This window comes from Bacteroidota bacterium, assembly GCA_016711505.1.
Classification (GTDB): Bacteria; Bacteroidota; Bacteroidia; order AKYH767-A; family 2013-40CM-41-45; genus JADKIH01.
In genome coordinates, this window is record JADJSV010000002.1 from 119,716 (window position 1) to 135,422 (window position 15,707).

Genomic DNA, 15,707 nt, shown 5'->3' on the forward strand with positions numbered 1-15,707 from the left:
AAAAATTTATACAATTCTCTTTTGATCTCAATTTTGAATTGAACTCAAGAATTATTTTCTGTGATTCAAACTCAAAACGAATCAAGAACTTAATTAATTCAATTTTACAATCCTTGCATTTCCTCTTTGTTGGCCATCACTTGAACTAGCATAAATAAAATAGATCCCTTCTGAAATATCTGAAATATCAATGGTAATTTTTCTCTCAGAAGTAGATATGGACTTTACGATCTGATTTTGCAGATTAACAATTCTTATCAGAGCATTTTTTCCGAAATCTTCAGGGAGTTTCAAATTAAAATACTGGCTTGAAGGATTTGGATATACAACAAGCGATCCCATTTTTAAATCGAGTGTTTGAATTCCAACAGGCAATTGATCAGTGAGTGTATTCACGGTTGTATTCGTTATTACTGGCTGATTCAGATCAAAATAAATTCCGGCCACGTTTTCAATGGTTGTGCCAACAGTACTATTGCTGAATGGCTTGATCCTGTATTTCACAAATCCGTGACTTGCCGGCTCGTTTACAAAACTATCTGCCAATAAAATGTTGTTACATCTGAATTCAACAACATTGCCATAAATATGTGTTTCGGTGGCATGACTTTGTGCAACGACACTGAAAGTTGACATGTCGAGTGATTCAGAAATTGTATCGAGTACCATTACAGTAAAGGCAGTATCATTCCCTGTATTCTGGAATCGAATAAGATATTCAAGATAACCATTGATGAGTACATAATTTGCAGAGCCAACTCCAATCGGCTCTACACTTTTGTCATTGGGATCGTAGGAACATCTGATCACAGATGTATTGGAATTCGTAAATGCTGCAACTTCACTTGTTCCTGAAATTGCATGAATACCAACATTGGTTATAATTGTATCACCAGCAATAGATGGGATTACAACAGTCAGAATTATTGTAGCAGAATTATTTACTCCTAACCCTGAGTAATTCCAATACATGGTATCATTACTCAGTATATCGTAAGGCGGCACTGAGTTGATATAGGTTAAAGCAGTATCGATCACCGCATAGACCTGACCATTAACTGAAGTAGTACTGTTATTTGTATAGGTAATGGTATAGTTCATGTTTGTTCCGCAACGAGGGATACCGGGAGTTACCGTTGCATAAACACTATATTCATCGACCAATGGCTGTAATCCGAAATCGAGTAGTGAAATATCGCTTGTGTCAACTGTCAGTGAATATTGTTGTGGTGAAGTAGTGACAAACCAATTCGTGTCAGCGAACATTTCAATGGTATATTGTCCAGGGTCTACACTGAAAAAATAATTTCCATCGGCATCTGTAATTGAGATCACCGAATCCGGAAGTAATAAAACTTTCCTTCCTGGTAAAGGCGTGTCGCCTACATTGCTGGTTCCACTTGAATCGATATCAAAAGTTACTGTTCCGGAAAGAACAGTTCCCAATATTTCAAATCCGGGTTGTAACGACCAACGGTCACCTGCATAATTTTCTGATGTAACAGTATACCAGCCCGTATGCATATTTATTGGAATAGTAAAATCTAAAACAGCATGATTGGTATCAAGAACTGTTATGTCAGGGTGATTAACAGTAAATTGATAGTTGCCCGGCATTTGCCCTGTGAAGTCAACTTTTCTTATTCCACCTTGAGGTGTACCGCTCATGAAATAGGTATTCGATCCGGTCATAACAGCAGACAAGGTTTGTCCACGATAACCGGAATTCGGATTTACCGATAAGATCTCTCTTGGTTGTCCTCCCGAAATTTGAAGTGCTTGAGAAATCGAATAACAACCTGCACCTGATGAAACGTCAAGATCATAATTTGCATTCTCTGCATAGATAGGAATCTGAAAATCCAGCGTAGCAGAAGTTGAAGTAGCATTTATATTAGATGCTGCTATTCTGAATCCTGTATTGGTTTTTATCTCTGCTGTAACAGGTGTTGAATTAAAGATATGATCAACGCCGGAACCTGTTATCACAGCATTCAATGTCGTTCCTGCGGAAGCACTATTAGGAGAAAATGTAAGCAGGTCAAGATCAAAACCACTGACCACTTCAAGGGAAGTTGGTAAAAGATAGGTAGTATTCATTTCCGTTTTCAGGAAAACATCGTAAAACCCATTTCTTGTATCTGCAGGAATTGAAAAATTGACATTGGCAGTTGTGTCATTTTGTAAAGACGTGACAATCCCATCGATCACATTGCAATGCTGATCTTCGAGCTGAATTTTATTAATACCCTGAGGACTTCCTGTCATGAAAAAAGTATTTCTTGCAGTTACAACTGCAGACAAAGTTGATCCTGCAGGAGTTTGTGAAGGTGAAATTGACACAAGTTGCTTTGGATAACTTCCGGTTACATGCAATGCTGCCGGTAATAAATAACAACCATAGGAACTGCCAATAATTTCAACATCATAAAGACCGGTATCGCAATAAGCCGGTATATATGATTGGGCATGTAATGTTGAACTGTTTATTACTGATGTAGAAACAGGAGAAAAAGTTTTTCCGTTTTTTCTGAAACGAATCTGTCCTCCTGAATTTCTTACGAGGTCAAGATTCTGTCCTGTTAAAACAATATTGATGATCTGATTTTCATTCACAGTAGTTGGAGAAACAGCGTTCAATTCCACTGTTGCTCCACCGGTAATTGTAAAAGCATTTGTTAACCGCAATGCAGGTCCCGTCCAGTTTACAAGTTCAAGATCATAAATTCCATTTGGTTTGTTGGCTGGAATATTAAAATCAATTGAAATATTTTCGTTGTCGATCACATTCATGTTAGTAGCCTGTAAAGTTCTGCATTGATTATCTTTCAGATTGATCTCACGAACTCCTTGCGGACTACTTATCTGAAAAAAAGTGTTCTGGCAGGTAATTACTGCTGATATGGTATTTCCGGCTGCTCCCGAATTTGGAGTAATAGAAGTAACAGTTTGCGCATTTGAAATTGTTAATGTAAAAAGAAGCGGTAGAAGTAAAAAATAATTTTTCATAGCTTTGAAATTTAAGGTTAATACTTGACAATAATTTTTTTAATCACAAAATACTTATTTCTTTGCAAGCAATGAATGCAAGGGAAGACTCGGATAAATTAATGTGGGCAAAACGCTCATGGACATTTTCTGTTTTTTTCTTTTTGATTTTCCCTTTTATTTTCCTGCCATACTTGCAAGACCAGGATTTTATTCCAAAGAATATCGTACTTGCTGTAAATGTAATTCTAATTTCAATAATTCTGCTTTTTAAAAAAAAGAAAAATTTTATTTTCAAAACGCAGGCAACGTTTCTTATTCTTTCCGTAATCTTCTTAATGTCAACTCTGCTTTCTGTTAGCAGAGTTTTAAATTTCGATGAAGCGTTGAGTGCATTTCTAATAAATGCTTCACCTTTTTGTTGTTATTTGTTCTGCTAACTGAAAAGACCTTGATTGACATTCATAAATTTTCTTTACTATCATGTATTACAATTCTTGTCATAACAGTCATTGTGTTACTGCAAATACTATTTGCTTATATCTCTGATGAAAATTTTGTAATCAATTATGCAATTCGCGCAACATTAAGTAATAAGAATTTCGTTTCGGAATCGTTGGTGATGCTTTTGCCTTTTGCACTGTCCGGAACAGTCGTTTTGAATTCCGGAAAGAAAAAACTCGCCATTGCAGCATCAATTGTGGCAGTGATTATGATCGTAGTGCTGCAAACTGTCAGTGCATGGTTAGCATTGATTGTATTAGGCGCTATTCTATTAATTGGATTCAGAAAGTTGTATTCAAAGAACAAAACTGTTCTGAGAATGACAAATCGAAAATTACTTTCCGGTATTTCTCTTTTGATTCTTGGGTTTATTCTGGTACTAACTACAGGCTTTTTAAATCCCTTAAAAACAAAATTGACGTCTGCATCTAATTATATTACATCTGATTTCAGTGAACTAATTCAAAATGACGATTCCACAAATGTCAATAGTGTTTTTGAAAGATTATTATTATGGAGAAATTCATTTAAGTTAAGTGAGGAAAATCCTTTAACAGGAATAGGTCTTTCGAACTGGCGAATGATGTATCCGAAATATGGAATTGGCGGAGCTTATCATCTTAATGCAGGGGTCATGCATTTTGAACATCCGCATAATGAATTTCTGCTCTTATTATCTGAGACAGGTATATTATCACTACTGACTTTTAGCGCATTAATTGTTTACATACTTCTTGTCGCAAGGAAAAATTTCAAAGATCCGGAAAACGGAAAAATTTTGTATTTAATGTTTAGTGGAATTGTTTGCATTCTGATTCTTTCATTCTTTGGTTACCCATTGCATCGGCCCTTTACAGTTTCGTTATTGATATTAATGTTTGGAATTATACTCAGTTTAAATAAAGATGTAAAAGTTGTTAATCTGACACGTCTTCCGGTACTTATAGTATTGGTTTTATCTTTGATCAATTTTCGTGTTCTGATAGCCAGAGAATCCGGAGCGGCTCACATGTCAAAAGCATTGCATGAACAATCTAAAGGACGATTTCCAAATATGCTTAAGGAATTGAGAATGATCGATACAGATTATTACTCGATTGATAATACCGGAACTCCTGTAAACTGGTACAAAGGCTTTGCTCATCACTATAGTGGAATGGATAGCTCCCTTTATTATTTTGAACTTGCAGAACATCAGAATCCGTTTCATATTCAAGTCTTAAGTGATATAGGTGCATCGTTTGAAAACAATGGTGAGCATGGAAAAGCGATTGAGTATTTTTTACGGGTATTGAAAATTACTCCGGGGTTTGATGATGCAAGATTGAATCTTGCAGTTGCATATTTCAATTCCGGTAAAGTAGAAGATGCACTCAGGAATATTAATCTGGTCCGTAGGAATTCCGATTATAAGGACAAAGTCTTAGAAGCTATTTTGAATTCAAATCAACGTAAATAATTTTTTAAATATGTACTATAAACCCCCAATCGACAAAAAACATCTTTTATATCATCAAACAGTTTTAGAAATTCTTCCTTTCTTAAGGTTTCTTAAAAGGTTCAGATTGTTCTTTGTTTTATCCGTTCTGATTGTTATGATCGCCTCATTTTATATTTATCGTTCATTCCAATTTTATGAAAGCCGAATTGAATTGTTTATTAATTCTGCTCAAGCCGGTAATTCAATTTCTGATAGTGACGATGATGTCAAATTTGCAATCAAGCAATCTGCATCTTTAAAAAGGGTCTATCAGATAATTTATTCTGATAGGATGTTTGATAAATTGAATTTCAGATATAATTTGAATGACATTTATCATATACCCCAGTCCGCATTTTCAAAAAATGCATTAGTAGAAAAAGTTAAAGAGAAGGTCAAATTAAAAACGGATCAATTTGATATTATAACGATCTCTGTTGTTGATGAAGAAGATGGTAAGCGTGCGGCTGATATGGCAAATTTCATAGCACAGGAGGCATTGATAATGAACCGGGAATGGTATACGGAACAATTAGTTCAGAGAATGGCTGTGGATAGTATCTTAAATTCTGAACTGGAAGGTACTGTGGCCGGTGAGAAAATATTTTTTGAGAAGAATTTAGCGGAAGTAAGTCGGTTACTTAAAAATACTGCTTCGAGGGATAATTCACAGCTGGAACTTTTGTACAGGAATCTTTATTCAACATTGAATAGATTGGATATTCATAATGAAGATTATTTTGAAAAATTCCGTTCGAATGGATCAATTTTGAAAACATTGGATGCTAAAAATTTTAGCGAAATGATTGTTATCAAGAAAGCAATTCCGGCGAATCGTAGTAATCGTGTTAGTACTTCTGTTTTTTGGCCTTTAATAACATTGATTTCTGTTGTATTAAATGTTCTTCTATTCTTTATTATATATCGTGTGAGAACTTTTGTGGAAATCTTAAAAGCGGAGATAAACTAGTTCTTTCTGTTGTTTGGTCTCTTCAGTTTTAACTAAAATCTCAAAATGCAGTGTTTATTTATATTATATATGTATAATAGCCTCATTTTGGAATTTGTTCTTCAAGGAAATTAACTCGCTTAGCAGGAGCACTAATTTGATTTTCATGGACTACATTCTCCTATGAGAAGTTCGTTTTTATAATTTGTTATTTCTAATTTTATGTTCGGGTTTTTTGAAATCGTTTTTCAAAATAAAACTGATCAGGTTTCCGGTTTTCACCTCTTTCAATTTCTAAAGTCAGAAATTTTGACCGAAATTTTTTTTCAGATTTTTTTCGAAAACTTTTTAACACAACTAATCAATTAGTTTTGAAATCATTGAATCCCTTTTTCTGCGCTTGTTTTAAGGTTAAATAATTGAGAGAAAACATGTTCACCCATTTTGTTAAAAAATAAATTCTTTTATTTGCGCACATTGTAAACAGAAACATGGCAAAAAATTTAGTAATAGTTGAGTCACCGGCCAAAGCAAAAACGATCGAAGGATATCTTGGAAAAGATTTCGTCGTTCGTTCAAGTTATGGTCACGTTCGGGATCTGGTGAAGAGCGGAATGGGAATACAGGTCGAAAATAATTTCGAGCCTGTATATGAGATCAGTCCTGATAAAGAGAAGGTTATCGATGAACTAAAGAAATTATGTAAGAGTGCCGAAATGATCTGGCTCGCAACCGATGAGGACCGTGAAGGAGAAGCAATTTCCTGGCACTTATATGAGACGCTGAAATTAAATAAGGATAATACAAAGAGAATAGTATTCCACGAGATCACTAAAAAAGCGATCACCGAAGCTATCAAGAATCCAAGAATGATCGATAAAAATCTTGTGGATGCTCAACAGGCCCGGAGAATTCTCGATCGTTTGGTTGGATTTGAATTGTCACCAGTTCTCTGGAAAAAAATCCGTCCGCAATTATCTGCCGGACGTGTTCAGTCTGTTGCAGTTCGTCTGATCGTTGAGCGTGAAAGAGAGATCGATGAATTTACGATCACCGCTTCTTATCGTGTCACTGCAATATTTGAAGTGAATGGTAAAACATTCAAAGCAGAATTGCCGAAGAAATTTAAAACGAAAGAAGAAGCGGAGAAATTTTTGCAGGATTGTATCGGTGCTGATTTCAGTGTGAAAAATCTGGAAGTCAAACCGGGTAAACGTACTGCATCTGCTCCATTTACAACTTCTACACTTCAACAGGAGGCTGCAAGAAAATTAGGATATAGTGTTTCTCAAACAATGGTTCTTGCTCAGAAACTGTACGAAGCCGGAAAAATAACTTATATGAGAACGGATTCAGTGAATCTTTCTCAGGACGCTCTGGATTTTACAAAAGCTGCCATAATAAAAAATTACGGTGAAAAATATCACGAAGGTCGTCAGTATAAAACTAAAACAGCCTCTGCACAGGAAGCCCATGAGGCCATTCGTCCAACTGATTTCACAGTAGAAACAGCCGGCAACGATCCTCGTGAGGAAAAGCTATACAGTCTGATCTGGAAAAGAACAGTTGCTTCGCAAATGGCAGATGCAATTCTGGAAAAAACTGTAATTACAATTTCATCCAAAAAAACTGCTGAAGATTTTGTTGCCAACGGTGAAGTGATCAAGTTCGACGGATTCCTTAAAGTATATATGGAAGGAACCGATGATGAAAACAGCACGGATGAACAGGAAGGATTACTTCCAGCTATGTCTGTAGGTGATAAACTGATCTTACAGGAAGCAAAAGCGACAGAAAGATTCACTTATCCGCCGAGCAGATTTACGGAAGCTGCATTAGTAAAAAAACTCGAAGAGCTTGGTATTGGCCGGCCTTCAACATATGCACCAACCATCAGTACCGTTCAGAAACGTGGTTATGTATCGAAAGAGGAAAGAATGGGTAAGGAACGTTCTTATTCTGTTCTGACTTTAATTGACAACAAAGTCGTACATGAAACAAAGACTGAGATCACCGGCGCAGAAAAAAATAAATTATATCCGACCGACATCGGAATGGTTGTAAACGATTTTCTTGTTGTCAATTTCAAACAGATCCTCGATTACAATTTCACAGCTTATGTGGAGAAGGAATTTGATGATATTGCCAATGGCGAATTGAAGTGGCAAAAAATGATCACTGAATTCTATGGACCTTTCCATGGTACTGTTCAGACTACTGAAAAAGAATCTGAACGTGCGTCAGGTGAACGGATCTTAGGTAAAGATCCTGTTTCAGGATTAACATTGCTTGTTCGCATCGGTCGTTTCGGACCTATGGCACAGATCGGTACTCCTGATGAAACTGATAAGCCGAAGTTTGCAAAATTAAGAGCTGAACAGCGTCTGGATCAGATCACTTTCGATGAAGCTATCGAACTTTTCAAGCTTCCAAGAAATCTCGGTCCATATGAAGATCACGATGTAAATGTTGCGATCGGAAGATTCGGACCATATGTTCGTTTGAATGACTTTTTCGTTTCAATGAAAAAAGAAGACGACCCTTACACAGTTACTTATGAACGTGCTGTGGAGTTGATCGAAGAGAAACGAAAACAAAATGCTGAACGATTGATCATGTCGTTCCCCGACGAACCGGAAATTCAGGTTTTGAATGGCCGCTGGGGACCATACATTAAATACAAAGACAGAAATATCAGGATTGCAAAAGATCGCGATCCTAAAACATTTACGCTGGAAGAAATTCATGCTTTAGCTGAAAGTACGCCGGTTTCCAAAAAAGGACGTTTCGGATTTGGAGCTAAAAAAGGTGGCTTTGCTGCCAAGAAAGCATTTGTTCCGAAAAAAGCAGCAGCTTCTAAAAAAGCAGCAGCAACTCCGGCCCCAGCTGTCAAAGCTGCCCCTGCAACTAAAAAAGCAGCAGCTGTGAAAAAGGCTGCCCCTGCTAAGAAGGCTGCCCCTGCTAAGAAGAAAGTTGCTGTGAAAAAGAAAGCGGCTGCGAAAAAGAAATAATCAATTAGTTCAAAGTTCAAAGTTCGAAGTTCAAAGTTTGCGATGTGTCAATCACTAGAAGATTACCCAGGAAACTTTGAGCTTTGAACTTTGAACCTTGAACTTTGAACCTTGAACTTATTTTAACTATACAAATGGACATCAGCATCTTCTTCGACCCTCTGGATCAAATCCGTTTCGGGAATTACGAAGACCAAAAATCATCGATAGGAAATGTGGTGACACGATTTCTTGAAGTGGATTCATTTCCATCTTTTGAAGGAGTGAATATTGCAATTTTTGGAGTAGAAGAAGACCGTGGTTCTGTTCGTAACGATGGTTGTGCGCAGGCGCCTGATATGATCAGGGAAAAATTGTATGCACTGAAAGTTGCGGATTATCCGTACTCCATTGTTGATCTTGGAAATTTAAGAGTTGGGGAAAGTCTTTCTGATACATATGCGGCCGTAACAAGTATCATGGTTGAATTATTAAAAGGAGGTGTGTTACCGGTACTTTTAGGCGGTAGTCAGGATCTTACTTTTGCACAATATGTAGCTTATCAGAAATTAGAAGAAACAGTAAATATTGCATCTGTAGATGCATCATTTGATCTGGGTTCAACAGAAGAAAAAATCAATTCAAATTCTTATTTAGGAAAGATCGTTTTACACGAGCCGAATTTTCTTTTCAATTTCAGTAACATCGGTTACCAGACTTACTTCGTCGGTAACGATCAGATCGAATTGATGGAGCGTTTGTATTTTGATGCATATCGTCTTGGACAAGTTCGTTCAGATATGGAAGAAGTTGAACCCATCGTTCGGAATGCCGACATACTTTCATTCGATATTACAGCCATTCGTCAGAGTGATGCGCCGGGAAATTGCAATGCAACTCCGAATGGATTTTATGGAGAAGAAGCATGTCGTATTGTAAGATATGCAGGTATGAGCGACAAGCTAACGTCGTTTGGAATTTATGAGATCAATCCGCTTTTCGATAATCATGACCAGACTTCACATCTTGCTGCGCAAATGATCTGGTATCTGATCGATGGTTATTACAATCGTAAAAAAGATGTACCGTTAAAAAGCAAAACAGGTTTTGTAAAGTATAGAGTTCCGTTAAAGAAAGATGATCAGGAAATAGTTTTTTATAAAAGCACTAAGAGTGAAAGATGGTGGATGGAAGTTCCGTATCCTGCCAACAAAGTCCGCTATTCCCGTCATCATCTTGTTCCATGTTCGTACAAAGATTACGAGACCGCCCTCCGCGAAGAAATGCCGGAACGGTGGTGGCAGGCGTTTCAGAAGATTTCTGTTTCGTAAGGTGCAAGACTGAAAAATATTTCCCGCAGATCTCACAGATCCCGCAGATTTTGCGCAGAAATTTTATTACTAGTTGATTTGTTGATCTGCGTGATTTGCGAGATCTTCGGGAGAAAAAATTATCATCAGGCTTGCTGAAAATTTGCATTTCAGGTTCTTAGAATACGCTGAATAGCCGCAGATTTTTTGTCGTTTACGCAATTCTGATTTTGAAATAAATATTAATCGATCCCGAAGAGATCTCTGCGGATTTTCTGCGTCTTCAGCGCAAGTCTGCGGGAAATAAAAGTTGGTGATAAAAGTAACCGGTATCGACAAGTCTCGCTTTACCCTTAACCTTTGACCCTTGACCTCATTTAACGGTAACAATTCCCCACTTTCCCCGTTAAACCTCCAAAATGAAAGAAATTAACAATTGGGCCTTCAAAATAATTTTGTTTTTAGATTTAATTTTTCATTACTTTACCCGCTCCAATAGTTGTAAAACTAACCCAAAAGCCAAAAACACTGTTCTCCACGATGCGTAAAAATTTTACGATTGCTTTTTTTTGCCTCTCCTTACTTGTTTTGAAGGTGTCCGCTCAGCAGGATCCTCAATTCAGTCAGAACATGTTTACAAAACTTTGTGTCAACCCCGGATTTGCCGGTGCTAACGATGCCATTTGTGGTACGTTACTTTATAGGAACCAGTGGACAGGTTTCGGTGGTGAACCCAAGACGATGTTATTAACTGCTGATATGCCTGTAGAATTGTTACATGGCGGGATCGGACTTACAGTTTATGCAGCAGATGGATTAGGCGTAGAAAAAAATCTGAATGTCCGCGCAGCATATGCTTACCGTGCAGATCTTGGCTCAGGAAGAATCGGTCTGGGAGTTGATTTCGGAATGCATCAGAAATCGATGGACGGATCAAAATTTGTTTTTAACGATGCGAATGACAATAACATACCCACAGGTAACGTTAGTGGATCAACATTCGATCTTGGATTTGGAGTTTATTACAATACAGATAAGTTATATGTAGGTTTATCTTCCGGACATTTAACAGAAGGAAGTATAAAATACGATAACATCACGACTAACTTAGCAAGACATTATTATCTCATGGCCGGTTATAGTTTAGATCTTACATCTTCCCTTACACTGAAACCAATGGTTCAGTTGAAGTCCGATGCTGTCTCTACACAAGCCGATATCAATGCAAACTTATTTATTAATAGCCGTTACTGGGTTGGAGCATCATATCGTTTACAGGATGCAATAGTGTTGATGGCAGGAATAGAACTCATTCCTAATCTGAAACTCGGTTACGCTTACGATTTGACTACTTCAGAAATAAAAACATATAGCAGCGGAACACACGAGATCATGCTGGGGTATTGTTATAAGCCTGTAAAGGTAGTAAACCGCAAATTCCACAGGAATGTAAGATTCTTGTAGAGATTGCACAAAGAGGGGTCTGATCTTAGTTTAAATTTGATGCAACCTATGGTGTATCCGGTCGTTCAAGACGGTTATATCATAATGGATCGATATTTACACTTAGATCTGAGGTAAAAACGAAACAAGTATTATTCATAAACAACGATGAATATCAAGAACTTAGGGAACAAAAAAGTCGGTTTTCTGTTTGTAATCGCTTTGATGACGCTTGCCGGATGCGGTGGCGGAGGAAAAGGTGAATTAACAGGCGTCCTAAACCGCGAAAAATGGTACCAGGCCGATCCTTTTGGAATGGTCTACATTCCTGCAGGTGCCTTTAACATGGGACCTAGTGATCAGGATGTACCATATGCAGTGACTGCTCAGGCGAAGACAGTTACAATTCCTGCATTTTACATGGATAATACTGAGATCACAAACAACGAATATCGTCAGTTTGTGTACTGGGTGCGGGATTCATTAGCACACCGCCTGATTGGTGGTGAGCATTTGATCGACGAAGGTGAATACGGTGAGCGTATCAACTGGAGAGAAAAGATCAAATGGGATGATGAGCAAAATGAAGAAACTCTTGCTGAACTTTTCTTACCTGAAACAGAGCGTTTCTATCGTCGTAAAGAAATAGACACTCGTAAATTAAATTTCGAATATTACTGGATCGATCTCAGATTAGCTGCTCAACGCGAAAGCCGTGACCAGGGTATGAGAGACCGTTCTGTATTTATAAAGAAAGATGTGATCAATGTTTATCCTGATACTTTAGCATGGATTCATGATTACACATATTCATTCCATGATCCATTAACTCAAATGTATTTCTGGCATCCGGCTTATGACGATTATCCTGTCGTAGGTGTGAACTGGAAACAGGCTCGTGCATTCTCTATCTGGAGAACACAGCTGATGAACAGTTATATGGAAGAGAATGGAAATGCATTTGTTCAGGATTTCCGTTTACCATCGGAAGCTGAGTGGGAATATGCCGCTCGTGGTGGTCTGGATCTTTCTCCATATCCTTGGGGAGGTCCGTATATCCGTAACAGTCGCGGATGTTTCTTAGGAAACTTCAAACCGATGCGTGGTAATTACATGGACGACGGTGGTGTTTATACTGTTAAAGCTACTTCATACTGGCCGAATGATTATGGTCTGTATTGTATGGCAGGTAACGTCAGCGAGTGGACAAGCAATGCTTTTGATGAATCTTCATATAGTTTTTCTCATGATATCAGTACAAACTATGAGTATGAAGCAAAAGAAAGCGATCTGCCTGCTTTGAAACGTAAGGTTATCCGTGGAGGATCCTGGAAAGATGTAGGTTATTACCTTCAGACAGGAACACGTACTTATGAATATCAGGATACATCGAAATGTTACATCGGTTTCCGTTGTGTACAGAGTTTCCTTGGTCGTGATAAGGCGGATTATTAAAATTAATCTTTCGCTTTTCCGTTTACGAATTAATTCTCTCTCAATCATAATTCAATTATTGTCTAACTAACCAACTCATCTAAACAACACTATGGGACTTGCCGAAATAACACAAGGGAAGAAGTTTAAGAATTTTATGGCGAAGCTTTACGGTATCGGGGCTGCCATTGTAATCGTCGGTGCACTATTCAAAATTCAGCACTGGCCGGCATCAGGATTTTTCCTGGTACTGGGTTTGGGTACCGAAGCAGTCATCTTTATCTTTTCAGCTTTTGAACCACCGCATGAAGATGTGGATTGGACATTAGTATATCCGGAATTAGCAGGAATGGAAGACGAAGATAGTCATGGTAAAAAAGAGCGTCGTAAGAAAACAGATCCTGTTGTTCAGCAATTGGATCGTTTAATGGTTGATGCAAAGATTGGTCCTGAACTGATCGAAAGCTTAGGACATGGACTACGTACATTAGGAGAAAACACTGGCAAATTAGCTGACATGAGCGATGCCGGTGCAGCAACCGAAAATTATGTGAAGAATGTAACGCAGGCAGCGAAATCTGCAGGTGAAATGTCTTCATCATATACGAAAGCAGCTCAGGCTGTAGAAAATTTATCAAACTCAACTGAAGAAGTTCGTGTATATAAAGATCAGGTAGTTTCAGCAGGTAAAAACCTTGCAGCCTTGAATGCAGTTTATGAATTGCAATTACAAGACAGCAGTGAAAACCTTAAACAAACTGCTCGTTTCTATGAAGGTATTAACGAATTGATGTCGAATCTTAATTCTTCTCTTGACGATACTAAAAAATATCGCGAAGAAGTTGCAACATTAGCTAAAAACCTATCACAGCTTAATACTGTGTACGGAAATATGCTTTCTGCAATGACCGTTCGTGGTTAATATCCGGTTCTCTATTTTTATCTAACCTAAACTGAAAACCAGAACCTAAACCATGGCAGGCGGAAAACTCTCCCCAAGGCAGAAGATGATTAACATGATGTATCTCGTGTTAACAGCCCTTCTAGCCCTCAACGTTACAAAGGAAGTCATCAATGCCTTTGTGACTATCAACGAAAGTGTGGAATTATCGAAAGACAATATCGATAAGAAGAATCAGACTACTTATGAATATTTCAAAAAGCAAATGGAATTGGATGCAGCAAAATATACTGCAGTAAATAACCAGGCACAAAATATTCGCAAAGGAGCAACTGACCTAAACAAATTTATAGACGACCTTAAAGTTAAACTTATTCGTACTGCTGAGAAGTTAGATGAAGGTGTTCCGACACCGAAACTTCCGGACATGGAAAATAAGGAAGACTACGATTCACCTACTCATATTATGATCGGCGACGATGATGCTCAGGGTAAAAAAGGTGAGGCTGTTGTTCTTCGAAATAAACTGGAAGCGTATAAGAAATTGATCATTGCAAATGCACCTAAAGGTTCAGAAGCGGATTATCAAAAACGGATGGACAACTTGTTAAGCACAAAGGATCCTGTTAAAAAAGAAGACGGAAAAGGTACATGGGAGTTAGTGAGTTTCTATCACAATCCTGTTGTAGCAACTGTTGCTCTATTAACAAAATTCCAGTCTGACGTACGTAATGCGGAATCACAGGTGATCGATGATCTATTAGGATCAGTAGATCGTAATATCGTTAAACTTGACAAGCTTGCTGCTAAAGTTATTGCAAATAGTACTGTAGTAACAATTGGTAGTGATTATCAGGCTGACGTATTCTTATCAGCAACTTCTTCTACAATGGTACCTGAAGTGTTTATCGGTGCTACGTGGGATTCAGTAAAGCACGATAAAATAGGAGGAAGCCCAACTGCCCTACCGGTGGAAGGTGGATATGCAAAATTTTCAGAACGTCCGAGTTCGGAAGGTGAAAAGAAATGGAACGGAGTTATCCGTGTTCAGAAACCTGACGGAAGCTATGAAGGTTACAATTTCTCTGCGTCTTACGTAGCTCAGAAACCAAGTTCAGTAGTTGCTGCTGAGAAAATGAACGTTCTTTATATCGGTGTTGATAATCCAATGGCCATTTCAGTACCCGGTGTTTCCAATAATCAGGTATTCCCAAGTATTGCCGGAGCCGGCGGTTCTTTGAAACCGAATTCAGCAGCAGGTGGTGGTCACTTCATTGCAACAGTAACAACAGTTGGTGAAGCAAAGATCAACGTAACTGCAGAGATCGGTGGAAAGAAAATGCCAATGGGAGAATTCAAGTATCGTGTAAAGCGTGTACCTGATCCTGTTGCAACTATTTCAAACAGCAAAGGCGGTCCGATCAATAAGAGCATGCTTGCAGCGGGAACATTAATTCCTCAACTTGAGAATTTCGATTTCGAATTATTCTTTAAGATAACAGGATTCAAAATGTCAATTTTCGCTAAAGGAAAAGATCTTATTGAATACGAATCTACAGGTAATCAATTGACACCACAAATGCGTAATGCAATTGCTAAATTACGTGCAGGTGATAAAGTGTTCATCGAATACATCAAGGCAAAAATGGCTACAGGTGCCGATCAGTCGACACGTAGTCTTTCGCCGATGGCATTTACTATACAATAA

General features: G+C 37.9%; 9 protein-coding genes. 8 read left to right on the forward strand and 1 reads right to left on the reverse strand.

The window, feature by feature from the left end; all coding sequences use genetic code 11:
• Window positions 1–93: 93 nt before the first annotated feature.
• Window positions 94–3,009, reverse strand: coding sequence for a T9SS type A sorting domain-containing protein (locus IPL24_04130; protein ID MBK8362879.1), 2,916 nt, complete (start codon window positions 3,007–3,009; stop codon window positions 94–96).
• A 493-nt stretch (window positions 3,010–3,502) separates the two neighbouring features.
• Between IPL24_04130 and IPL24_04135 the strand changes: the two genes are divergently transcribed.
• The 8 genes from IPL24_04135 to gldM all read left to right on the forward strand — a co-directional run bounded on the left by IPL24_04135 (window position 3,503) and on the right by gldM (window position 15,707).
• Window positions 3,503–4,951 carry an O-antigen ligase family protein gene (locus tag IPL24_04135; protein ID MBK8362880.1) on the forward strand — a complete coding sequence of 483 codons (1,449 nt, stop codon included), beginning with the start codon at window positions 3,503–3,505 and terminating at the stop codon, window positions 4,949–4,951.
• A gap of 106 nt (window positions 4,952–5,057) precedes the next feature.
• Window positions 5,058–5,942, forward strand: a complete 885-nt coding sequence (locus IPL24_04140; protein ID MBK8362881.1) for a hypothetical protein — start codon at window positions 5,058–5,060, stop codon at window positions 5,940–5,942.
• A gap of 470 nt (window positions 5,943–6,412) precedes the next feature.
• A complete protein-coding gene (gene topA, locus IPL24_04145; protein MBK8362882.1) occupies window positions 6,413–8,932 on the forward strand; it encodes a type I DNA topoisomerase in 2,520 nt (839 codons plus the stop codon).
• 134 nt (window positions 8,933–9,066) lie between these two features.
• Complete coding sequence (locus IPL24_04150; GenBank protein ID MBK8362883.1) at window positions 9,067–10,242, forward strand: formimidoylglutamase; 1,176 nt, start codon at window positions 9,067–9,069, stop codon at window positions 10,240–10,242.
• 519 nt (window positions 10,243–10,761) lie between these two features.
• The gene (locus IPL24_04155) at window positions 10,762–11,685 is read left to right on the forward strand and encodes a type IX secretion system membrane protein PorP/SprF (GenBank protein ID MBK8362884.1); all 924 of its coding nucleotides are present in this window, start codon (window positions 10,762–10,764) and stop codon (window positions 11,683–11,685) included.
• A gap of 147 nt (window positions 11,686–11,832) precedes the next feature.
• Window positions 11,833–13,119: an SUMF1/EgtB/PvdO family nonheme iron enzyme gene (locus IPL24_04160; GenBank protein MBK8362885.1), complete on the forward strand. Its 1,287-nt coding sequence runs from the start codon at window positions 11,833–11,835 to the stop codon at window positions 13,117–13,119.
• Window positions 13,120–13,255: 136 nt separating this feature from the next.
• Window positions 13,256–14,020, forward strand: coding sequence for a gliding motility protein GldL (gene gldL / locus IPL24_04165; protein ID MBK8362886.1), 765 nt, complete (start codon window positions 13,256–13,258; stop codon window positions 14,018–14,020).
• A gap of 52 nt (window positions 14,021–14,072) precedes the next feature.
• Complete coding sequence (gldM, locus tag IPL24_04170; GenBank protein ID MBK8362887.1) at window positions 14,073–15,707, forward strand: gliding motility protein GldM; 1,635 nt, start codon at window positions 14,073–14,075, stop codon at window positions 15,705–15,707.